A 22,496-nucleotide genomic window follows, 5' to 3' on the forward strand; every position below is an offset into this window, starting at 1 on the left:
AGTTACAATTTTAATTTTTAGTATCAATTTAAGTATTTTAATATCTTATTAAAACCAATTATTTTATTTAAATTAATATAAATTACTATATTTATAAGCTGCGTAATTTTTAATATTCACTTAAGTTTTAAATATCAAATCTGTCTAATAATATTTATAAACTAATCAAATAATTTAAACTACAAGCATAATACAAAGTAAGTTCTATAAAAGCATTGCAAATTAAATTCCAAAAGATTTTAACAATAAATATTTTTATACTTTTTAAAATATTACTATGAATTATAAAAGTATAAATTATTTTGCAAAATAAATGAAGATATAAACAATAATCTAAAAAGCCATAATTATTTTTTAGGCTTTTTAGAACTTTTTAAATGTTTTTCTAATTTTTTTCTTCCGCTAAATGATATTTTTTCTATGAATAAATGTCCATCAAGATGGTCGTTTTCGTGTTGAATAGCAACTGCTAAAAGCCCTTCAGCTTCTAAAGTTTTTTGATTTCCAAATCTATCTAAATAATCAACTTTAATTTTATTATATCTAGTTACTTCTTCAAAAAAACCAGGAACACTAAGACAACCTTCTTCATAAACTTGCGTTCCTTCTCCAATAGGTGTTATTATTGGATTAATAAATTCAATCAAATCATCTTTATTTTGTTCTTCATTTTCATTTAATAAATTAATCAAAAATATTCTTAAAGGTTTTGCAACTTGTATTGCTGCTAAACCTATACCACTAGATGAAATCATAGTTTCATACATATCATCTAAAAATGTATGTAACTCTTCATCAAATACCTTAACTTCTTCACTCCTAGTAAATAATAATTTATTAGGATAAGTTATTAATTTAAGCATCATTTTCTTCACTATCTCCAACTACAGCATAAATTTCTTTATTTTTACCAGTATTCGGTAATACGCTAATAGCCTCAAGAATCTGTTCTTCATAATTATCGCCACTAAGTGCTACAACGCTCATTTCTATATTAATATCAATTTCATTATCATTTATAAAAAATGTTGTATTGTAAAATAAGTCTGAAATTCTCTCACAAGCTTTTTTTGCATTAACTATATTTGTATGTTTCATTGCCATTACAAAAATACCATCTCCATAATGTGCCACAACATCGCTTCTTCTTGAGGTTTTTAATAATAATTTCGCAACATTTCTCATCAAAAGATTTTTATCTTTTTGTAATTCAATTGTATTTAATAAACTATCTTTAATCTTTACAAACATCAATGATATTGAATAACCATATTTTTTAATATCTTCTATGTCTTGAGTAATATTATTATATAAATATCTTTTATTAAACACTCCGAATTTATCATCAAATTCACTCTGCTCATTTACCCTATTATGTATTTTTACAATCTCATCATAACCTTTTTTTATACTATTTAATTGAATATCAAGGGCTGTGGTGAGTTTAGCCATATCACTATCTAAAGACCTTAAAATATTTTGAATAGATAAAGAACCGGTAGCAATACTCAAATCGCCTATTTTTTTCTTAATTAAAGCTTTCATTGTGCTTATATTTTTATAAATTGTTGCAATAGAACCTACTAGCTGTTTTATATTTACAAAGGTTTCTTTAATGTCTTGTTCTATTACAGCAACTTTATTACTTTGGTCTTCTTTTTCATAAGTAATCATTTCTGTTACTCTTTTTTTAAAGGCCATAGGCTTAGTATCTAACATTTTTTCAAAATAAATAGAATAATTAGTAGGAGTTGGTGGAACATTATCCTCTATAAGTTGTTTAATTACTTGTTGAGTAAATTTCTCAAATTCTCCACCGCTTAATTTCTGAATCTTAGGAGATTCATCGTGTATTATCTCTTTATTCAAAGCCCTATCCTATTTAAAACTTTTTTCTAATACCTTATCAATTAGTCCGTATTTTAAAGCTTCTTCTGAACTCATAAAATAATCGCGTTCAGTGTCCTTCTCAACTTTTGCCAATTTATTACCGGTATTTTCAGCTAATACTTTGTTAAGCATTGCTTTTAATCTTAAAATTTCTTTTGCTTGAATTTCAATATCAGTCGCTTGACCTCTTGCACCGCCTAAAGGCTGATGTATCATAATTCTAGCATTTGGAAGAGCAAACCTTTTACCTTTAGCTCCAGAACTAAGTAAAAATGCTCCCATTGAAGCAGCTTGTCCTATACAAATTGTACTAACATCAGGTTTAATATAATTCATTGTATCAAATATACTAAGACCACTAGTTACAACTCCACCAGGACTATTTATATACAAATAAATATCTTTAGTAGAATCTTGAGCTTCTAAAAACAATAATTGTGCAACTACGCTAGCAGCTACATCATCATTTATTTCACCACTTAAAAGAATAATTCTATCTTTAAGTAAGCGAGAGTAAATATCATAACTTCTCTCGCCTTTGCTAGTTTTTTCTACTACATAAGGTATGTAGCTCATTTATCTTTTCCTAAAAATAAATCAGCAAATAATTTTTCTTCTACCAAACTCATTCTAACAGCTGGTAATGTGCCATTTTTTGTATAGTTTTCTATTAGTTGTTTAGGATCCATTCCGTATCTTAAAGCTTCAAAATAAATAGCTTGTGCTACTTCTTGGTCATTTACAACTACATTTCTTAATTTTGCTAATTCATCAACAATGAAAGTTAATTTTACGCTTTTTAAAGCTTCTGCTTCATATTCTTTTCTTTTTTCTTCTAAATATTTATCATCTTTTAATTTATCAAATTCTTCTTTACTAAAGCTTCTTGCAGCTTGATTAAATTGTAAGTTAGTTTCTTGTTCTAAAATGTTTTGTGGAACTGCAAAAGTATATTTTTCTAGCATTTTTTCAACAAATTCTTGTTTTAATTTTTCATCAATTTGTTTAAATTTAGCTTCTGTTTCTAATTGTTCTTTTATTTTTTCATCTAAAATTGCTTCAGTTGGGTTTTCTACACCAGGAAGTAATTTTTTAAGCATTTCTTCATCAATTTCAGGTAATTTTCTTGCGTGAATTTCATGTAATTTCACTTTAAATACTGCTTTTTTACCCGCTAAATGAGCTGCTTGATAATTTTCAGGGAAAGTTACTTCTATATCTTTTTCTTCGCCAACTTTAAGCTCTATCATACCATCTTCAAATCCTGGTATAAATTGACCACTTCCAATCTCTAGCATATAATTTTCTGCTTTACCACCTTCAAAAGCAACGCCATCAACAAATCCTTCAAAATCAAACTTAGCATAATCACCTTTTTTTAAGATTTGTTTTTTAGTTTTTTCTAATGGAGCAAATTGCTTAAGCATAGCTTCTTTTCTAGCTTTAATATCTTTTTCTTTAATTTCTTCTATTTTTAATGCAGGAACTAATGCTTCATAACCACTTAAATCAATTGTTGGTCTAAAAGAAACTACGAATTCAAATTCAATTCCACTATCTTTTCTATCGAATTTTTTAAAGCTTGGCTCGCCGATTAATTCTTTTTCATCTTTACCTGTTTCTTTAACTGCATTTTTATAAGCACTTGTAATCGCTTCTTGTTCTGCGTCTTTTAGTAAAGAATCTTTATATCTATCTAAAACAACATTTACAGGAACTTTGCCTTTTCTAAAACCAGCAACTTGCATAGTTTTACTAGCTTTTACAGCTATTTCTTTAACCTTTTCATCTATTAAAGATTTTTCTATAACACCACTTACTGAGTAATTAATTTCATCAATTTTTGTTGTACTAAGTTTCATTAAACTACCTTTTGTAAAATATTTCGCACAATTCTAGCTAAAAAAATTAATCATTGGCAAAATATAAAGGTAAAGAATGCAAGACTTAATTAAAAATTTATTAATAAAAATTGGTGAAAATCCAAATAGAGAAGGATTAGTAAAAACACCTGAAAGGGTTCAAAAATCATATGAATTCTTATGTAGTGGCTATACAAAAAATCCAAAAGAAATTTTAAACGAAGCTATTTTTAACACTGATAACAATGAAATGGTTTTAGTAAAAGACATTGATTTTTATAGCTTATGCGAACACCATTTATTACCATTTTTTGGAAAAGTTCATATTGCTTATATACCTAATGGAAAAGTAGTTGGGCTTTCAAAATTACCTAGACTTATTGAAGTTTATTCAAGAAGATTGCAAATCCAAGAACAATTATGCGAACAAATTAGCCTAGCTTTATATGAAATATTAAAGCCAAAAGGTGTTGCTGTAACTATTGAAGCTGAGCATTTATGTATGCAAATGCGTGGAATTCAAAAAGTAAATTCTAAAACAATAACAAGTTCTCTTAAAGGCATATTTTTAAGCGATGAAAGAACTAGGAAAGAATTTTATTCACTAATAAAATGAACTTAGAAAAACTTAAAAATAAAATATCAAAAATACCAATTTCACAAAATTTTGGCTTTATATACAAAATCTCTGCAATTAGTATAGAGATTAAAGGATTAATCACTAGCGTAGGCGATGTTATAAGACTTGAAAATGAAGAAAAAACCGCTTATGCAATGGTTGTTAAGATTGAAGAGCATATTTCATTTTTAAGCCCTTTTGATTTTGTAGAAGGCTTTAAAATCGGAGATAAAGCATTTTTAGAAGAAGCAGGAATGAAAATTCCTTGCTCTATGGAATTACTTGGGCGTGTGGTTGATCCATTTATGCGTCCAAAAGATGGAAAAGAAAAAATCACACCAAGTAAAATGATGCCTATTTTAAGAGCACCAATAGATGCACTTAAGCGTGGGCTTATAAGTGAGCCTTTTCCTGTTGGTATTAAAAGTATTGATGGGCTTTTAACTTGTGGAGTAGGACAAAAATTAGGCATTTTTGCTGGTTCTGGGGTTGGTAAATCAACTCTTATGGGAATGATAGTTAAAAATGCCCCTGCAGCCGTTAAAGTAGTTGCTTTAATAGGTGAGCGTGGTAGAGAAATTCCTGAGTTTATACATAAGAATTTAGGTGGTAAAATGGATGATACCGTTATGATAGTTGCGACTAGCGATGATAGTGCATTAATGCGTAAATATGGGGCATTTTGTGCTATGAGTGTGGCTGAATTTTTTAAAGAGCAAGGAATGGATGTATTATTTATAATGGATAGCGTTACTCGTTTTGCTATGGCTCAACGCGAAATCGGTCTTGCTCTTGGAGAGCCGCCTACTGCTAAAGGCTATCCACCAAGTGTATTTAATCTATTGCCGCAATTAATGGAGCGAGCTGGTAAAGAAGAAGGTAAAGGAACTATTACAGCATTTTTTACCGTGCTAGTTGATGGAGATGATATGAGCGATCCTATTGCTGATCAAAGTAGGTCAATTCTTGATGGGCATATCGTATTAGATAGAAGCCTGACTGATTTTGGAATATATCCTCCGATTAATATTCAAAATTCAGCAAGTAGGGTTATGGGAGATGTGGTAACGCCTGAACATAAAAAAAATGCTGCTAAGTTTAAAAGGCTTAATTCAGTTTTAAAAGAAAACGAAACTCTAATTAGAATTGGTGCTTATGTAAAAGGTAGCGATAAAGAGCTTGATTTTGCAATGAGTAAAAAAGATTATATGAATGATTTTTTAAGACAAGGAAATGATGAAGCTTTTGCTTTTGAAGAAGTTTTAAGTATGCTTGAGCAAATTAATTAATCCGAATTAATATTTAAATTCTTATAAAGAATTTAAATATTTTAATAAAGTATCTATTATATCATCATCGCTTTTACTTGATGCTTTTAAAATAATTCTTTCACCATTATCTTTTAAAAGTTTTATATTTTGCTCATAATTACTAACTTCACAAAATCCGTGCTTAATACATAAAATTTTAATTGCCATAAGTGAAAAATAATTTCTTGTATAGCTATCACATTTGCCAAATCTATCATTAAAAGAATCTTGCATAGTAGATAAACTAGCTAAATTATCACACTCATTTATTTTTCTATAAAGGCTTAATCTTAGCTTATCATTAGGCACTAAATAATCGCTTATATAAGCATTTACTAATAATTTTTGCTCGTATTTAATCTCTTTTGTGATATTTCCTTTACTTAGTCTATTAATTTCAGCTTCTAGCATTTTAATATAAAGTGCATAGCCAAGTTGTTCTATATGACCGCTTTGTTCAGCACCTAATAAATTACCACCGCCCCTTATTTCTAAATCCATTTGAGCTAGAGTGCTACCACTGCCTAAATACGAGTTACTAGCTAAGCTTAATAATCTTTTCTTAGAATCTTCACTAACGCTTTCTTCGTTATCAACTAGAAAATAACAAAATCCTTGTATTTTGCTACGACCTACTCTACCACGAAGTTGGTGCAAATCAGCTATGCCAAAATGATTTGATTTTTCTACTATTATGGTGTTTGCATTTGCTAAATCAATTCCACTTTCAACAATGCTCGTGCATAATAATAAATCATACTTTTTCTCTTCGTATTCAAATAGTTTTTCTTCAGCTTCATTTGCTGGTATTTTTGAATGTAAAACTAAAATTCTAAGCTTTGGATAAAGCTCTTCTAAATAGCGTTTTTTATGTTCAATTGAAGCTATATGATTGTGTATGTAAAATACTTGCCCGCCACGCCTAAGCTCTCTTGCTATGATTTCTTTAATTAAAGCGTCATCATAAGTTTTTACAAAAGTTCTTACATCTAATCTATCATTAGGCGGAGTTAGAATTTGAGAATAAGTCTTAAGTGTGCTTAAAGCTTGATTAAGCGTTCTTGGGATTGGAGTAGCACTCATACTTAATTGATGAGCTTTTATGCTTATATCTTTTAATTTTTCTTTTTGTTTTACACCAAATTTATGCTCTTCATCAATTACAATTAGCCCAACATCATCAATTGCTAAGCTAAGTAAAGCGTGAGTTCCTATAATAACCTTTGGCTCTTTTGTATTCATAATAGCTTTTTTAGTATTAGAAAATCTATCAAGTCTAAAAACTTGAATTCCAAAAGGCTCTAAACGATTTTTAAGTGTTTTATAATGTTGAGAGCATAAAAGTGTAGTCGGGACAAAAAATAAGGCATTTAAACCATTTTTAACACAGGCAAAAATTGCGTGCATTGCGACTTCGGTTTTACCAAAACCAACATCAGCACTAAGTAATCTATCCATAGGAGTGCATTTGCTTATCTCTTCAAAAATATCATTAACTGCTTTTTCTTGATCACTTGTTAAAACAAATCCTGCTTTAGCCTTAAATATCTCATAATCAAGTGGTTTTTTAATAGCCTTTGTTACAATTAACTGCCTTTTTGCTGCTAGTTCAGTAATAGCACCTGCAATTGCTAATAATTTAGTTTTAAGTTTTTCTTTGAGTTTTACAAAAGTATTTTTGCCTAATTTATCAAGTTCAGGAATTGAACTTGAAATATATTTATCAAGCAAATAAAGTGAGCTAGTTGGAAGTAGCAATTTATTTTCATTTTGATATTCAATCACAATAAATTCTTGCTTTTTTCCTTCATTTTCTATTAATTCTAATCCTAAAAATCTACCTACGCCGTATCGCTCATGAACTACATAATCATTTTTTATAAGCTCATCTAAAACTATGCTTGATTTATATTTTTTCTCTTTTTTATAATATTTATTAAGACTTAATATTAATTCATCATCGCTTTGAATATTTAAAACTGCATTTGAGATGATTTTTTCTACATTTTCACCTAATTTATAATCTAAGAATTTATTCTCATTACTAGCTAGTAATTTTATCTTTTTATTTGAGTTTAATTTGAAAAAATCATTGCTAGGATTAAACACCATATCGCTATATTTTTTAGCTTTAGAAATTATATTTCCTAATTCAAATTCTTTCGTGCAAACATAAGAAAACTCTAAATAATTACTAAGTTTTAAATGCCAATAAAATACGCTTTCGTATTCATTTAAATCATCATTATTTAAAATACTTTCTTTGATTTCTTCGTATTTTTCTTCGCTTACATAAGAAATTAATGGCAAAATATCGCAATATTCACACTCTTCTTTATAGCTAAGTCCAGAACTTGCATCAAAATATTTAATACTTTCTACTTCATCATCAAATAAAACTATTCTAATTGGATTTTCATATTTCAATGAAAAAATATCAATTTTTTCATGACCTATACTAAATTCTCCTGGACTTTGAACCATATCAACTAAATTATAATTTAACCTTAAAAGCTCTTTTGCTAAAGAATTTAAATTAATCCTATCGCCAAATTCAATCTTTAAACACTTTAAATCATCTTTACTTGGAAGTGGTTTTTTAATAGTATTAATAGGGATTATTAAAATCTTTTTATCTTGATAATCGTAATAATCACTTAAAACTTTTGAAATATCAAATAATTCCATAGAAAACGAGCGTAAATCATCATTAATCTCTGCTCTAAAATCAGGTAAAATAAAACTATTTATCCCTAAATATAAAGCTACATTTGATAAAGATTTTGCTTCGTTTAAGTCTTCACATATAATAATTTTTGCATAATTTTTATTATTTATTAAATACTCATAAAGATTTGCTTGCATAAAATCTCAAAAACCTTTCTACTAGCATAAAAGAGCCGAAAACTGCATAATTTTTATCTGTATCAAAATCACTAAAATCACTACATTTAATGTCTAATTCTTTGCAAATCTCTTTAACATTTGCTAAAGCTCTATGCTCGCTTTCATAGTTAAAAACCAAAACTTCATTAATACTTGGCTTTAAAATACTTAAAATATCTTTTACATCTTTATTAGCAAAAAAATTAGCAATTAAACTAACTTTAGTTGAGAATTGTTTTTTAATTTCTTGATTTAAATTCTTTGCAGCTGCAGCGTTATGCCCTACATCTATTATTAAATTACTTGCTAGTTTTTCACATCTTGCTCTTAAATCTAATTTAATTGCTCTGCCTATATAAAAATGTTTTTCTAGCTCAAAATATGCAAGTTGAGCTAAGCTAAAATTATGTTTTAAAAACTCATTTTCATCAAGGCATAATTTTGAATAATCAGCATTTAAAAAACTAGCCTTAACTCCTTTTTGAATGGCCGCTTTTAATATCATCTCATTTTTATTAGCAAAAATATTAACACCACACATTGCTTTAATTTTAGTTCTAAAAATATCATCTAAATTAGAACCTAAAATATCGGCGTGGTCAATACTAATCGGAGTAAATACACATAAATCTCTTTTAAAAATACTTGTAGCATCGTATTCTCCACCAAGTCCAGCTTCAAAAATTACATAATCACACTCACTAAAAACAATAGGTGATAAAAAACATAAATATTCAAAATAACTAAGATTTTCTTTTAAATTAAGCTTTTTTAATTTATCTTGCAAAATATTATGAGCTATGTCTAAATCAATATCTTGCATAACTTGATTTTGAAATATACTAAATCTTTCTTTGTAAGAGAATATATGTGGACTTATAAAATGCCCTACTTTATACCCGCTATCACTAAGCATTAAAGCAAGGTATCTTCCCGTGCTACCTTTACCATTAGTGCCTAAAATTTGCACTACTTTTGTATCAAAATCATAATTTAGCAAATGCTTAAATCTATGAGCCTTAAAAAGGTCAAATTTCTCGTAAAATTCCACTAAATTATCTAAATAATTTGAAAGTTTATTTTCTACTTGCACTTTTTATATTATTTCTACCTGCATTTTTTGCTGCGTATAATAATTTATCAACAGCTTCAATAAATTGCTCTTGGGTCTCATAGCTTCTTCTATCACTTACACCACCGCTTACTTTTATACTAATAGTCTTACCTTTACATAAAAACTTTTGCTCTGATACTAAAACTCTAATTTTTTCAGCAAATTTTACTGCATCATCAATTGATGAATGTGGAAGAATTACCATAAATTCTTCCCCGCCATATCTTCCCGCGCAATCTAATTTTCTAATGTTATTTAAAATAATATTTCCTAAATTAGCAAGTATAGTATCTCCTGCTGCGTGTCCATAGGTATCGTTTATGAATTTAAAATGGTCAATATCAAAAAATGCTATTGAATAATTGATATTATATCTTTCATAAGATTCTTCAGCTAATTTTAATTGTTCTTCTAATTGACGCTTATTTGCAAGTTGGGTTAGAAAATCTACTTGAGTTTCTTCTCTTAGTTTATTAATTTCTTGCTCTAATCCTTGAACTTTAATTTTAAGATCACCTAAAGTATCGGCATCTAATTTTGTTTTTTCTTTTAAATCTATTATTTCTTTTTCAAACATAGCAACTATAGCTATCAATCTTGCTTTAATAGTCTGCATAGCTTCATCTTCAGCTTTAATACTTTCAATTTCTTTTTTAATTTCTTGAACTTTTTGTTGAGAATTTGTAGCCATACTAAGAATACTTACAATCTTATCGCTAATTTGCTCCAAAACATCATTTAAAACTTTATTTGAACTTGAAATTTCTGCTCTATCAATATCTATTCTTTTTTTAACTAGATTTCTAAATTGCTCTGTAATTTGCTTTACGCCTAATATTTGCGGTTCTGCATTTATACTCTCACAAAACTGATTGATTTCATCATTTACATAATTAGCAATTGATGGAGTTAAAGAATAAGCCACAGATGGAGCTAAATTTTCACACACTGCATTAGAATTATTTCTTTCAATTTTTAAAGATAATTCATCTAAAATTTCTAAAAAATCATCTCTTGAGTTTAATCCTAAATGTTGAATTTTATTATTAAGTTCTAATAAATCATCATCTACCCTAATCCAATCTTTTTTTAATTCTTCTAATGTTTTTAGACTTGAATTATTTAATTTATTTAAAGCTTCTTCACTAAGAGTTTTAGTTGATTTATTTGGTAAATTTGATAATATTTTTAATAATTTTTTACAAATTATATTATAGTTTATTATGAGCTTTTTATCACTATTATCTTCTTTTATACCATTAGCTTTAGAGATTAAAAATACTACTAATTCTTCTAAGCTTTTTACATTTCTTCCTTTTACATCTTGAGCTAATGTGGGATTTAATTTAGAAATATACCCTTGAATTTTATCAATATTTTGAGTTGTTCTTCCATACTTTTTAGCAATCTCATCAAAAACTTCTGAATAATTTTCAGGAGTTAATAATAAGTTCCTTTTGGTAAGTTCTACAATTGTTTCTTTAGCAATCACATTAATATTAATAGACATTTTTTCTCTTTAAAATTTTTTCTTAATACTAACAAAACAAAATTAATTATTAACTACATAATAATTCTTAAAGCAAATTCGTTAAACGCCTTTTGGCTAGCTAAATTAATAGCTCTACTTTTTTGCTCATCACTTAAAACACTAATTGTATTTGTATTAAAAATATGCTCGCCTGAAGTTATAATTTTTTTAGTTGTTTCATCTTGAAAAGTTACATTAAATTCTAATCTAATAATAGCTTTATAACTCTTAGCGTATCCAAATTCATCATAATATAAAGGTATAAATTCACTACTAAGAATTCTTAAAATAATCTTACTATCTGCAGTTTTACTAACACTTTTATGCATATAATGTTCTACATAATTCGTAAAATTATCATTTAAAGTAATACTATCTTTAGGTTCAGCCTTATTTATAATAGTAATTACATTGACACTTTCGCCTAACATTTTGCTAGTGGCTACATTCAAAGGTGCATAGCCACAAGCACAAAAAAATAATGTAAAACTTAAAAGTATTTTTTTCATTTAATTACAATATTTACTAATTTATTAGGAATATAAATTTCTTTTACGATAATCTTATCTTCTAGCCATTTAGCTGCTTTATCTTTTGCTATTTTGATAATTTCATCTTGATTAGCATTTGCATCAACTTCAATCTCTGCTCTATTTTTACCATTAATACTAATTCCAAGTTTTATTGTATCGCTTACAAATACTTCTTCTTTTAATTCATAAGTTTTAATATTTGTTCTATTAAATAATTTCTCACTTAACTCACTTGCTAAATGTGGGATAATTGGGTCAAGTATGCTTAAAATTATTGCAAAACCTTCACTTAAAACTTCATCACTACTTGCGTTATTTAAAGCATTTAAGCCTTCCATACAAGCAGCTATTAATGTATTAAATGCGTAAGTTTTATTAAATACATCATCAGCCTTTTTTAAAGCTTCATATACTTTAAGTCTTGCTAATTTATCATCTTTACTAAGATTTGCGTGATTTATATTACTAAAATCAACTACATTAATCCCTAAAGCCTTATCATAAAGTCTATTTAAAAATCTATAAGCACCTTCAACCGCACTATCATTCCATTCTAATTCTTTTTGAGGTGGTGCAGCAAAAAGTATGAAAAGTCTTGCAGTATCAGCTCCGTAATTTTTAATAATATCATCAGGATCAACCGTATTGCCCTTGCTTTTACTCATCTTAGCACCATCTTTTAAAACCATACCTTGAGTAAGTAAGCGTTCAAACGGCTCATCTACATTTAAATATCCTAAATCCCTTAAAGCTTTTTGGAAAAATCTAGCATATAATAAGTGTAAAATCGCGTGTTCAATACCGCCAATATATTGATCTACATTCATCCAATATTTTGCTTCATCATCAATTGCTTTTGTATTCCAATTGCTAGGATTACTTGCAAATCTTGCAAAATACCAAGAGCTTTGAAAAAATGTATCCATTGTATCGCTCTCTCTAATTGCGTCTTTTCCACATTTAGGGCATTTACATTGTTTAAATGTAGGGTGTTTTTCAAGTGGATTTCCTTCTCCATCAATTACTACATCTTCAGGTAAAGCTACTGGTAAATTATTCTCAACTACACTTCCACAAGTATCGCATTTAACAATCGGAATAGGAGCTCCCCAATATCTTTGACGAGATATACCCCAATCTCTTAATTTATAATTGATTATACTTTTACCGATTTTTCTATTTTCAAATTCTTTAGCAATTGCAATTCTAGCACTAGCACTATCTAAGCCACTAAATTCTGCACTATCAAATAAAATTCCATATTCAGTAAAAGGCTCATTATCTTTTTTATTTTCGCCATTTATTACATATTTTATATTTAAATTATATTTTTTAGCAAACTCAAAATCTCTTTCATCGTGAGCTGGAACTGCCATAACAGCACCACTACCATAATCAGCTAAAACGAAATTTGCTACCCATACAGGTAATTTTTCTTTAGTTATTGGATGAATTGCATAAATACCTAAAAATACGCCTTCTTTTTCACTTTGAGCTCTATTTTTAGCACTCATATTTTGCATAGCTTTAATTTTGTCTTTATCATTTTCACTTATTAAATTAGTTTCTAAAACTTTTTTAGTAATTTCATGTTCAGGTGCTAAAGCAAAATAAGAAAGTCCGAAAATCGTATCAGCACGGGTTGTAAATACGCTGAATTTTAATCCATCTAAATCTTTATTAGAACTTGATACATCTAATTCAAATTCCAATCCATCGCTTTTGCCTATCCAATTTTCTTGCATTGTTAAAACTTGATTTGGCCATTTATCTTCTAAATATTTTAAATCTTTTAATAATTCTTCAGCATATTTTGTAATTCTTACATAATAGCCATTCATAGATTTTTGCTCTACTTCATGACCACATCTCCAGCATTTGCCATCTTCAACTTGTTCGTTTGCTAAAACGGTTTTATCATTATCACACCAATTTACATTAGCTTTTTTTGTATAAATTAGACCTGCTTCATACATTTTTGCAAAAATTTCTTGCTCAAATTTAGTATAAATCTCATCACTTGTAGCAAGCAATCTTGTCTTAGAAAACGAAAAACCTAAAGAATAAAGCTCTTTTTTCATATAATCAATATTTTCATAAGTCCATTTTTTAGGATGAAGCCCATATTTTATAGCAGCATTTTCAGCAGGCATACCAAAACTATCAAACCCTAGTGGGTGTAAAACATTATAGCCCATAGTTCTAAAGCGTCTTGCTAAAGCATCACCTATTGCATAGTTTCTTACATGTCCCATATGGATTTTACCACTTGGGTATGGAAACATTGATAATATATATTTTTTTTCTTTACTAAAATCATTACTAGGTTCGTAATAATTCTCTTTATCCCAAATTTCTTGCCATTTTTTCTCAACTTCTTTTGCGTTGTACATAAATTAGTCCTTAAAATTCATCTTTATTTTTAATAGCTTCAATCAATACTAAAATAAGTGTAAATATATTTGATATTACAGCACCTATTGTCATACTATATACCAAATCACTCATACTAGTTCCATAAATTTGAGTTAAAACAAAAGCTATTATTAAATGCACATCAGTTACAAGTGAACTTGCAAAAATCTCTGTGCTTAAAATATTTCTAACACCAATTTTTAAAAGTGTTGAAACCAAATTAATGCTAGCTGCTATAAATAATGCCACAGGGCTTTGATAATATAAAAAGCCAGCCGTTGTAGTTAAGCTCATCAATGTAAAGAATATATGAATTACTCTTCCAAAATCCATTATAATTGTCCTTTTTCATACATTGCTCTTAGGCGTTCTTTTTCTTCTTTTTTCTTGATTTTATCAAGCTCTTTAGTTCTATAATTACTAACGCTAAAATTAAACCACATTAAAAGTGGGCTTGCTACAAAAATTGAACTTAAAGTTCCTGCAATAACCCCAACTATTAAAGCAAGAGAAAAGCCGTGTATCATATCTCCACCATAAAAAAATAAAATTAAAACCGTAAAGAGTGTTGTTCCTGATGTAAGAGTTGTTCTTGATAAGGTTGCTGATACGCTTTCGTTAATAATGCTACCTAAATTAGTGCTTTTACTCTCTTTTATGCTTTCACGAATTCTATCAAAAATAATAATTGTATCATTTAGTGAATAGCCTAAAACGGTTAAAATAGCTGCTAAAGTATCAAGATTAACATCAATTTGAAAAAGAGAAATCGCTCCAATAACTATTACAATATCGTGAATTTCACTAATAATTGCAGCCATAGCAAAACGCCATTCAAACCTAATAGCTATATACACTAAAATAAGTGCAAAAGATACTAAAATAGCCATTAAACCTTTTTGTCTTAATTCTCCACCAACTTTTGGTCCAACAATATCAACTCTTCTTAGCTCAATATCGCCTGTTGAAGATAACATTTTTACAATAGTATCTCCTACATCTTTACCTAAACTATCACTTGAACTTGAAAATCTAATTACTACTTCATCACTACTTCCAAATTCCGTAACGCTAGCACCTTTTAAAGCTTCATTTTGATTTAAGATATTACGAATATCATCTAAAGGAGCATTTTTATTAGTGTATTTTATCTGAACTAAAGTCCCACCACTAAAATCAATTCCATAATTTAGACCTTGTGTAAATAATAAAATAATAGAGCCAATAACTAAAACAAAAGATAAGCCAATAGATGCAAATCTAAGCCTCATAAAATCATATATTTTTTTACTAGAAAATACTTGCATCACACTCTCCTATAACCAAACCAAAGTCTTGTATTGCCACTTTTTTCAATTCTATTAGCAAATAAATCAAATAAAGCATGAGTTCCTATAATTGCTGTTATCATAGATGCAATTATTCCTATACTCATAGTAACAGCAAATCCTTTAATAGCACCAGTTCCATAAGCATATAATGCAGCACTTGTAATTAAAGTAGTTAGATTACTATCTAAAATCGCACTCATTGCGTTATGATAACCATTATTTATAGCATCTCTTAAATTAACGCCATCTCTTATAAGCTCTCTAATACGCTCATTAATAATAACATTCGCATCTACAGCCATACCGACGGTTAGAACAATCCCAGCCATACCAGGAAGAGTAAGCGTTGCTCCAAAAAGTGCCATTACTGCTACTAATAAGAATATATTAGAAATTAAAGCAATATTTGCAAACAAACCACTAATTCCGTAATAAACTCCCATAAAAACAACAATCATCAAAAATACACCTAAAAGTGCAACTAAACTTTGCTCAATACTATCAGCACCCAAACTTGGTCCTACGCTTCTTTTTTCAAGTAATTTAACAGGTGCTAATAAAGCCCCACTTCTTAGTGCGATAGCTAAATCGTGTGCTTCTTCAACACTGAAATTTCCACTAATTTGTCCACTACCACCACCTATTCTTTCATTAATTCTAGGAGCTGAATATACCTTACCATCTAAAACTATTGCCAATTGATGACCTACTTTTTTACCTGTGAAATCTCCAAATATTTTTGCACCTTCTGAATTAAGTGTAAAATTAATAACAGGTTGAGCAGTTTTATCAGAAAATCCTACTCTAGCATCAATTAACATAGAGCCATCTAAAATAGGTAATTCTTTTAAAACATATTTAATATTTTTATCTTTTACATCAGGTAAAATAATATCTCCATAACTTGCTGCTTCTTCAGGGCTTAACATATTGCCTTGATCAGCCTTAGCTCTATCTACTTCCATTAGTTGTAAATGTGCGGCTTTAGCTATTAAATCTTTAGCTCTTTGCTCATCTTCAGCAGTTTTTACGCCTGGAATTTCAACCAAGATTTTATCTTCACCTTGTTTAGCAACAGTTGGCTCTGAAAGTCCAAATAAATCAAGTCTATTTCTAATAGTTTCTACAGCTTGATCTATTGCAAATTTAGCAGTTTGAACTTCTTCTTCAGGTGTTAAAGTAATCTCATAAAAAGAATTATTAACACTAACTTTTAAGCCTTTTAGTTCTTTAATTATTTTATCTACTTTAGCAGTATCATCTTTATCTAGTAGTTCAAAATGTATTACACCATCATTACTTTTAAATCCATCAGTTAAAATATTTTCTTTATTAAAAGAATAATTAATACTTGAAGCGATTGATTTTACTTTAGACTTTATAGCTTCATTGGTTTCTACACCTAAAAGCATATGAAGTCCGCCTTGTAAATCAAGCCCTAAATTAATCTTAGGACCATTTATAGAAAAAAAGCTTGGCACACTTAAAAATATGCCAAAAAGTGTAACAAAAACTAAAACATAAAAACGATATGTGATACTTTTTGTTTTTTGATTACGCATTATTTTGTTGCTTCCGAATTATTTGTGTTTTCTACTTTTCTAGCTACAAAATTTTTATCTAATTTAGCAACAACATCATCATTTAATCTAATTTTTAAATAATCATCTTCAGCTTTTACAACTTCAACAATTAAACCACCATTAGTAACTATTTTATCACCTTTAGTAAGTGAATTTAGCATTTCTTTATGTGCTTTTGCTTGTTTTTGTTGTGGGCGAATAATTAAAAAATAAAAAATCGCAAATAATACGATTAATGGTAAAAATTGAACTAAAGCATTTTGTTCCATAGAATATCCTTTTAAAAAATAAAATAGTTATCATTCTACATAAAAAGATTTAATCTAAAGTTCTTACTATAAGGCTTGTTGGTAAATTAAATTCTTTTATTAGCTCAATCTCTTTTGCTCTCATTTCGCCATTATCTATTTCGTGGTCATACCCTAATAAATGTAACATTCCATGAATAAATAATAAAGATATTTCATCTTCTAAACTATGCCCTAATTCACAAGCTTTAGTTTTTGCTAGTTCGGTATTGATAACTAATGAGCCTAAAAAATTAGTATCTAAAAAAGAATTATCGTGTGGAAAACTTAAAACATCAGTAGTTTTATCAATATTTCTTGTATTTTTATTGATTTCTTGCATTTCATCATTGTTAGTTAAAACAAGCTCAATATCTTTAGAGCTTAGATAATTTGCTAGTTTTTCAAGGTAGGTAATTTCTTCTAAATTATCGTATAAAATCATAGTATTTTGCCCCAAAAAGGGGCTAAGAATTATTTATCTCTAATGTTTAATTCGTTAATTAATTTAACATAAACATCGTATTTTGTAGCTTTTAAATATTTTAAAAGTCTTTTTCTTTGACCAACTAATTTAAGTAGTCCTAGTCTTGATGAAAAGTCTTTTTTAAATACTTTTAAGTGTTCTGTTAATATTGCAATTCTTTCTGTAAGTAAAGCAATTTGAACTTCAGACGAACCTGTGTCGCCACCAAATCTTGCATATTTGCTGATAATTTCAGCTTTTCTTGCCGAATCCAAAGCCATTTTGACCTCCAAATTGGTGTAAATTAAAAGCTGTGATTATAAAACAAATTGATTAATAAGATTATTAATTTTTATAATTATAATAAGATTTTTTTGGGGTGCTTTTAGCTGAGATTAAACCCATTGAACTTGGACAGGTAATGCTGATTAAGGAGATATTATGAGATTATTTTTAACTTCGCTTATTTTTAGTTTAGCTTTTGCTTATTTTACTAATTCAAATATTTTAAACTTTTTTGCTCTTTTTACTGGAATTTTATATGTATTATTAATGGGAGTAAAAAATAAATTATGCTTTATTGTAGGTGTATTTAATGCTTTAATTTATGCTTATATTGCTTATATAAATAGACTTTTTGGAGAAGTATTTTTGTATTTATTATGCTATTTTCCTATGATGATTTATGGCTATTTTTATTGGAATAAAAATACTTTGATTAAGACTTTAAGCTTGAAAAATTTCATATTAATTTATATAGCAATTTTTATTATTGCTTATTTTTATTCTTTTTATTTACAGAATTTAGAATCAAGATTTATTTATCTTGAAAGCTTTATATTCTCAAGTGGGCTTATAGCAACTATTTTAAGTCTAAAAAAAATAATAAATCATTATATTTATATAAGTATTTCAAACATTGCTTCTATTTATATTTGGACTATTCTTTACATTGAAGATAGTTCTAATTTAGCTGTATTAATGCTTATGATTTTATTTTTTATCTTAGGTATTATTTACTTATTTTCTTGGAAAAAGGATTTAAAATGACTTGCGTGATTATGGCTAATGGGGAGTTTTGCACCAATAAAATAACCTTAAATTATCTAAAAAATGCTGATTTTGTAATAGCTTGTGATGGTGCTGCTAATTTGCTTTTGGCTAATAATTATGAGCCTAATGTAATTATTGGGGATTTAGATAGTTTTCAAAATCTAAAAACAAAAGCAAAAATAATTAAAGTAAAAAATCAAAACACAAATGACTTAACAAAAGCCTATAAATACGCTTTATCAATGGATTTTAGTGATATTTTTATCCTTGGTGCTGGGGGCAAAAGAGATGATCATTTTATAGCAAATATAGCTTTATTGTTTCAATATTTTAAATTAAAAAATCGCTTTAATAAGATAATAAATCTAAAATTAATCACAAATTACGGGGAATTTTTTATAAAAAATACTGATTTTACTGCTAATTCTTACAAAGGTCAGCAAATATCATTATTTTGCCTTGATAAAAAAGCTAAATTTAGCTCACAAAACCTTAAATATGAGCTAAATAATTTTAATTTTAAATATCTAAATAGTGGGACTTTAAACGAAGCATTAGGCAATACTTTTAGTATCAAAAATCATAATAATAAAGAACTTTTAGTATATTTGAATTTTACTTAATTTATAAATTAGAATTTGATTTAAACTCTTTAATAATTAAATCTAATTTTTTTTCATATTTTTTATAATCTTTCACAACATCTTCATATATATTTAATTTATCATAATATTTTCTTCTTGATAAAAATAATGATTTTTTACTATTTTCTAATTCATCTAAAATATTTTTATCATCAATTTTTTTAACCCAATTAAAAGCATTAGAAATTTTCGTAGGCATTAAAAATTCATCTTTTTTTAAGTATTTTCTAAAAGAATTTAAATCATATAAAAATAAAGCTATTTCGTCTTTATTGTTTTTATCCAATACATAATTTACAAATTCCTTAGTTTTTTTAAGATAAGTATTAAGAAATTTTCTTTCATCTTCTCTTAAACTACTGGTTAGAGTTTGAGCGTATTTTTCACTTCTACTAGCTATTAATAAAAGCAACATATGTTTTTTATCAATTAGGCTAAATTGTGATATTTGTATTCTATCTACAAATAAATCTAAATCAGAAAAAATTATTCCTTTATAAAGGTTATAAAATTTAATAGAAATAATATTTTTTACAATATTACTAAGATTTAAAGTGTCTTTTGCACTAGCTATGAAATTTGCTTGTTCTAATTCTATAAGTGCTAAGGAATTATCCTTAGCAAACTTATTAAACTCCTTTACAAATTCTATAACTTTTTTCATCATTTGTTCATTGAAATATAGCTATTTAATGCACCTAAATATGCCTTAGCACTAGCTTTCATAGTATCAAGGTCAAGCCCGTGACCAATGATTGCACGCTGACCTTCAAAGCTAACTTTTACACTAACTTGAGCTAAAGCATCTTTACCTTTACTAACCGCATCAACCTTATAATCAAGCAAGCTACCATTTACCTTGCTAGCTCTATCAATTACTTTAAATACCGCATCAATTACACCATCTCCAATAGCCGCTTCGCTAAATATTTCTCCATCGCACTCCATAGTAACAGCAGCAGTCGCAAGTGCTGATGAACAATCGCTTACTTGAAGATTTATAAGCTTAAATTTCTCTTCTATTTTAATCTTATCAGCAGCAACTATTGCTATTAAATCCTCATCAAATACTTCTTTTTTCTTATCGCAAAGGTCTTTAAACTCTGCAAATGCACGATTTAACTCATCAGTATCTAATGTAAAGCCAAGAGATTTTAATTTATCATTAAACGCTGCTCTTCCACTATGTTTTCCTAAAACTAAATTATCTTGAACTAAGCCTATATCACTAGCTTTCATAATCTCATAAGTTTCAGGGTGTTTTAACACGCCATCTTGATGAATTCCACTTTCGTGAGAAAAGGCATTTTTACCTACTATTGCTTTATTTGGTTGTGGATTTACACCGATTATATTTGACAATAATCTACTTGATGGATAAATTTCTTTATGATTAATTGTGGTATAAAACTCGCCTAATTCATCAGCTCTAACCTTTAAAGCCATCACAACTTCTTCTAAAGCAGCGTTTCCTGCACGCTCACCTAAGCCGTTTAGAGTTACTTCAATTTGTCTAGCACCACCTTTAATAGCAGCAAGTGTGTTTGCAGTAGCTAAACCTAAATCATTGTGATTGTGTGCTGATACTATAAGTCTTCCTTTTGTATAATCGCTAATTTCTTTAAATACCTTATAAATCTCATCAGGTAATCTATATCCAACCGTATCAGGGATATTAAATGTCCTTGCACCTGCTTCATAAACTGCATCTGCCATTTCTTTTAAAAAATTTACATCACTTCTTAAAGCATCTTCACAAGAAAACTCAACATCATCACATAAACTCTTAGCTAATTTTACATTCTTAACTGCAGTTGCTAGAACTTCTGCTGGAGATTTTTTAAGCTTGTATTCCATATGAATTGGACTTGTCGCAATAAAAGTATGAATACGTTTTTTAGCTGCTGGTTCAAGTGCTTTACCTGCTTGAATAATGTCGTTTTCTACACATCTTGCAAGAGAACAAACGCTTGAGTTTTTAATAATTTGTGCAATTTTATTAATCGCTTCGTAATCTCCTGGACTAGATGCTGCAAACCCTACTTCCATAACATCAACACCCAAACGCTCAAGCGCTAAAGCTATTTGGATTTTTTCTTCTGTATTCATTGAAGCACCTGGACTTTGCTCACCATCTCTTAAAGTTGTATCAAATATTATAATTCTTTCACTCATTTTTTTCTTTCCTTTAATTTAATGTATTGTTAGTATATGTATTATTAATAAATTTTTAGTCTATATCGCCCTTGTTTGGGCGAAGGAGTGTAGAATTTTTCACAAGATAATAAGTACATCTATCATCAGATACTTTTTCTTGATATTCCTTATGTTTTAAAATAAAATTCTCAATTAATTGTCTAAAACTACTAAAACCATAATTTTTAGCGTGAAAATCAGAATATTTTTTCTGCATATATGTATTTATTACTGCATATTCTGCTCTAGTTTTTTCATCAATTAAATTATCAATTATTTGTTCTAATTCTTTTAATTGCTCTTTTGGAATTGCTTTTAATCTGTCTTTATCACTACTTTTAACTTTTTCATTATCCAAATAAAAAAACTCATTAAATGAATTTACATATGATTTTAAAGATTTATTAGTTCCTATTCCAATTACTAATTTTTTGTTTTCTCTTAATTTTTGAGCCAAACTCGTATAATCACTATCACCTGAAACTATCACAAAAACATCTATTTGTTTTTCATAAAATATGCTTAAAGCTTCGGTTGTAAGATACATATCAGATGAGTTTTTACCCGATGAAGTAGAAAATTGCTGCATTGCAATAATGCCATAATCAAATATTTTTTCACGCCAATTTTGAATATTTTCTTTACTCCAATCAGCATATATTCTTTTAATAATAACATTTCCATAATTAGAAGCGTAGTCAAATATTTCTCTAGCATATTTAGCAGGTATATTTTCTGCATCTATAAATACTGCTACGCTACTATTATCCAACATA

22 protein-coding genes are annotated in these 22,496 nt (G+C 28.0%); 4 read left to right on the forward strand and 18 right to left on the reverse strand.

Annotation, left to right across the window (positions count from 1 at the left end; translation table 11 throughout):
* Positions 1 to 347 precede the first annotated feature (347 nt).
* From def to tig, 4 genes are read right to left on the reverse strand one after another with little or no spacing between them, the layout of a single operon-like run.
* Positions 348 to 866: a peptide deformylase gene (def, locus tag KJR01_RS00610; RefSeq protein WP_214115841.1), complete on the reverse strand. Its 519-nt coding sequence runs from the start codon at positions 864 to 866 to the stop codon at positions 348 to 350.
* Positions 856 to 1,869: a GGDEF domain-containing protein gene (locus KJR01_RS00615; protein ID WP_214115842.1), complete on the reverse strand. Its 1,014-nt coding sequence runs from the start codon at positions 1,867 to 1,869 to the stop codon at positions 856 to 858. Before KJR01_RS00615 ends, def begins: the two co-directional genes overlap by 11 nt.
* Before the next feature lie 9 nt (positions 1,870 to 1,878).
* The gene (gene clpP, locus KJR01_RS00620; protein WP_214115843.1) at positions 1,879 to 2,466 is read right to left on the reverse strand and encodes an ATP-dependent Clp endopeptidase proteolytic subunit ClpP; all 588 of its coding nucleotides are present in this window, start codon (positions 2,464 to 2,466) and stop codon (positions 1,879 to 1,881) included.
* A complete protein-coding gene (gene tig / locus KJR01_RS00625; RefSeq protein WP_214115844.1) occupies positions 2,463 to 3,752 on the reverse strand; it encodes a trigger factor in 1,290 nt (429 codons plus the stop codon). The genes clpP and tig overlap by 4 nt, the downstream gene beginning before the upstream one ends.
* Before the next feature lie 76 nt (positions 3,753 to 3,828).
* On the opposite strand from tig, the gene folE reads away from it, so the two are divergent.
* Positions 3,829 to 4,368 carry a GTP cyclohydrolase I FolE gene (gene folE, locus KJR01_RS00630; RefSeq protein WP_214115845.1) on the forward strand — a complete coding sequence of 180 codons (540 nt, stop codon included), beginning with the start codon at positions 3,829 to 3,831 and terminating at the stop codon, positions 4,366 to 4,368.
* Positions 4,365 to 5,660 carry a flagellar protein export ATPase FliI gene (gene fliI, locus KJR01_RS00635; protein ID WP_214115846.1) on the forward strand — a complete coding sequence of 432 codons (1,296 nt, stop codon included), beginning with the start codon at positions 4,365 to 4,367 and terminating at the stop codon, positions 5,658 to 5,660. The genes folE and fliI overlap by 4 nt, the downstream gene beginning before the upstream one ends.
* Before the next feature lie 21 nt (positions 5,661 to 5,681).
* Here the strand turns inward: fliI and mfd are convergent, their stop codons facing one another.
* The 11 genes from mfd to rpsO are packed head-to-tail and all read right to left on the reverse strand — an operon-like array spanning position 5,682 to position 18,108.
* A complete protein-coding gene (mfd, locus tag KJR01_RS00640; RefSeq protein WP_214115847.1) occupies positions 5,682 to 8,546 on the reverse strand; it encodes a transcription-repair coupling factor in 2,865 nt (954 codons plus the stop codon).
* Positions 8,527 to 9,660: a Mur ligase family protein gene (locus KJR01_RS00645; protein WP_214115848.1), complete on the reverse strand. Its 1,134-nt coding sequence runs from the start codon at positions 9,658 to 9,660 to the stop codon at positions 8,527 to 8,529. The genes mfd and KJR01_RS00645 overlap by 20 nt, the downstream gene beginning before the upstream one ends.
* Entirely contained in the window at positions 9,644 to 11,191 is a 1,548-nt protein-coding gene (locus tag KJR01_RS00650; RefSeq protein ID WP_214115849.1) for a GGDEF domain-containing protein, read from the reverse strand. The genes KJR01_RS00645 and KJR01_RS00650 overlap by 17 nt, the downstream gene beginning before the upstream one ends.
* 53 nt (positions 11,192 to 11,244) lie before the next feature.
* Positions 11,245 to 11,721 (reverse strand): hypothetical protein, encoded by a 477-nt coding sequence (locus tag KJR01_RS00655; RefSeq protein WP_214115850.1) that lies wholly within the window; start codon positions 11,719 to 11,721, stop codon positions 11,245 to 11,247.
* A complete protein-coding gene (leuS, locus tag KJR01_RS00660) occupies positions 11,718 to 14,138 on the reverse strand; it encodes a leucine--tRNA ligase (RefSeq protein WP_214115851.1) in 2,421 nt (806 codons plus the stop codon). Before leuS ends, KJR01_RS00655 begins: the two co-directional genes overlap by 4 nt.
* Positions 14,139 to 14,148: 10 nt before the next feature.
* Entirely contained in the window at positions 14,149 to 14,493 is a 345-nt protein-coding gene (locus KJR01_RS00665) for a DUF6394 family protein (RefSeq protein ID WP_214115852.1), read from the reverse strand.
* Complete coding sequence (secF, locus tag KJR01_RS00670; RefSeq protein ID WP_214115853.1) at positions 14,493 to 15,467, reverse strand: protein translocase subunit SecF; 975 nt, start codon at positions 15,465 to 15,467, stop codon at positions 14,493 to 14,495. The genes KJR01_RS00665 and secF overlap by 1 nt, the downstream gene beginning before the upstream one ends.
* On the reverse strand, positions 15,467 to 17,053 hold the full coding sequence (gene secD / locus KJR01_RS00675; RefSeq protein ID WP_214115854.1) for a protein translocase subunit SecD: 1,587 nt from the start codon (positions 17,051 to 17,053) through the stop codon (positions 15,467 to 15,469). Before secD ends, secF begins: the two co-directional genes overlap by 1 nt.
* On the reverse strand, positions 17,053 to 17,343 hold the full coding sequence (gene yajC, locus KJR01_RS00680) for a preprotein translocase subunit YajC (protein ID WP_214115855.1): 291 nt from the start codon (positions 17,341 to 17,343) through the stop codon (positions 17,053 to 17,055). Before yajC ends, secD begins: the two co-directional genes overlap by 1 nt.
* 49 nt (positions 17,344 to 17,392) lie before the next feature.
* Positions 17,393 to 17,806 carry an rRNA maturation RNase YbeY gene (ybeY, locus tag KJR01_RS00685; RefSeq protein ID WP_214116010.1) on the reverse strand — a complete coding sequence of 138 codons (414 nt, stop codon included), beginning with the start codon at positions 17,804 to 17,806 and terminating at the stop codon, positions 17,393 to 17,395.
* 29 nt (positions 17,807 to 17,835) lie between these two features.
* Entirely contained in the window at positions 17,836 to 18,108 is a 273-nt protein-coding gene (rpsO, locus tag KJR01_RS00690) for a 30S ribosomal protein S15 (RefSeq protein WP_214115856.1), read from the reverse strand.
* Between the two features lie 160 nt (positions 18,109 to 18,268).
* Between rpsO and pnuC the strand changes: the two genes are divergently transcribed.
* Both pnuC and KJR01_RS00700 read left to right on the forward strand, forming a co-directional pair.
* A complete protein-coding gene (gene pnuC, locus KJR01_RS00695; RefSeq protein WP_214115857.1) occupies positions 18,269 to 18,877 on the forward strand; it encodes a nicotinamide riboside transporter PnuC in 609 nt (202 codons plus the stop codon).
* Positions 18,874 to 19,503 (forward strand): thiamine diphosphokinase, encoded by a 630-nt coding sequence (locus KJR01_RS00700; protein WP_214115858.1) that lies wholly within the window; start codon positions 18,874 to 18,876, stop codon positions 19,501 to 19,503. Before pnuC ends, KJR01_RS00700 begins: the two co-directional genes overlap by 4 nt.
* Position 19,504: 1 nt before the next feature.
* On the opposite strand, the gene KJR01_RS00705 is transcribed toward KJR01_RS00700, so the two are convergent.
* From KJR01_RS00705 to KJR01_RS00715, 3 genes are read right to left on the reverse strand one after another with little or no spacing between them, the layout of a single operon-like run.
* Positions 19,505 to 20,188, reverse strand: a complete 684-nt coding sequence (locus KJR01_RS00705) for a hypothetical protein (RefSeq protein WP_214115860.1) — start codon at positions 20,186 to 20,188, stop codon at positions 19,505 to 19,507.
* Complete coding sequence (locus tag KJR01_RS00710; protein WP_214115869.1) at positions 20,188 to 21,699, reverse strand: 2-isopropylmalate synthase; 1,512 nt, start codon at positions 21,697 to 21,699, stop codon at positions 20,188 to 20,190. Before KJR01_RS00710 ends, KJR01_RS00705 begins: the two co-directional genes overlap by 1 nt.
* 55 nt (positions 21,700 to 21,754) lie before the next feature.
* Positions 21,755 to 22,492, reverse strand: a complete 738-nt coding sequence (locus KJR01_RS00715) for an NYN domain-containing protein (protein ID WP_214116012.1) — start codon at positions 22,490 to 22,492, stop codon at positions 21,755 to 21,757.
* Between the last annotated feature and the right edge of the window lie 4 nt (positions 22,493 to 22,496).

It is taken from the genome of Campylobacter sp. 2018MI10 (assembly GCF_018501175.1).
GTDB lineage: Bacteria > Campylobacterota > Campylobacteria > Campylobacterales > Campylobacteraceae > Campylobacter_E.

Bases quoted from the DNA above. Each gene is read 5' to 3' on its own strand.
- def (WP_214115841.1), bottom strand. From the start codon at position 866: ATGATGCTTAAATTAATAACTTATCCTAATAAATTATTATTTACTAGG.
- clpP (WP_214115843.1), bottom strand. From the start codon at position 2,466: ATGAGCTACATACCTTATGTAGTAGAAAAAACTAGCAAAGGCGAGAGA.
- tig (WP_214115844.1), bottom strand. From the start codon at position 3,752: ATGAAACTTAGTACAACAAAAATTGATGAAATTAATTACTCAGTAAGT.
- folE (WP_214115845.1), top strand. From the start codon at position 3,829: ATGCAAGACTTAATTAAAAATTTATTAATAAAAATTGGTGAAAATCCA.
- fliI (WP_214115846.1), top strand. From the start codon at position 4,365: ATGAACTTAGAAAAACTTAAAAATAAAATATCAAAAATACCAATTTCA.
- mfd (WP_214115847.1), bottom strand. From the start codon at position 8,546: ATGCAAGCAAATCTTTATGAGTATTTAATAAATAATAAAAATTATGCA.
- KJR01_RS00650 (WP_214115849.1), bottom strand. From the start codon at position 11,191: ATGTCTATTAATATTAATGTGATTGCTAAAGAAACAATTGTAGAACTT.
- KJR01_RS00655 (WP_214115850.1), bottom strand. From the start codon at position 11,721: ATGAAAAAAATACTTTTAAGTTTTACATTATTTTTTTGTGCTTGTGGC.
- leuS (WP_214115851.1), bottom strand. From the start codon at position 14,138: ATGTACAACGCAAAAGAAGTTGAGAAAAAATGGCAAGAAATTTGGGAT.
- KJR01_RS00665 (WP_214115852.1), bottom strand. From the start codon at position 14,493: ATGGATTTTGGAAGAGTAATTCATATATTCTTTACATTGATGAGCTTA.
- secF (WP_214115853.1), bottom strand. From the start codon at position 15,467: ATGCAAGTATTTTCTAGTAAAAAAATATATGATTTTATGAGGCTTAGA.
- secD (WP_214115854.1), bottom strand. From the start codon at position 17,053: ATGCGTAATCAAAAAACAAAAAGTATCACATATCGTTTTTATGTTTTA.
- yajC (WP_214115855.1), bottom strand. From the start codon at position 17,343: ATGGAACAAAATGCTTTAGTTCAATTTTTACCATTAATCGTATTATTT.
- ybeY (WP_214116010.1), bottom strand. From the start codon at position 17,806: ATGATTTTATACGATAATTTAGAAGAAATTACCTACCTTGAAAAACTA.
- rpsO (WP_214115856.1), bottom strand. From the start codon at position 18,108: ATGGCTTTGGATTCGGCAAGAAAAGCTGAAATTATCAGCAAATATGCA.
- pnuC (WP_214115857.1), top strand. From the start codon at position 18,269: ATGAGATTATTTTTAACTTCGCTTATTTTTAGTTTAGCTTTTGCTTAT.
- KJR01_RS00700 (WP_214115858.1), top strand. From the start codon at position 18,874: ATGACTTGCGTGATTATGGCTAATGGGGAGTTTTGCACCAATAAAATA.
- KJR01_RS00705 (WP_214115860.1), bottom strand. From the start codon at position 20,188: ATGAAAAAAGTTATAGAATTTGTAAAGGAGTTTAATAAGTTTGCTAAG.
- KJR01_RS00710 (WP_214115869.1), bottom strand. From the start codon at position 21,699: ATGAGTGAAAGAATTATAATATTTGATACAACTTTAAGAGATGGTGAG.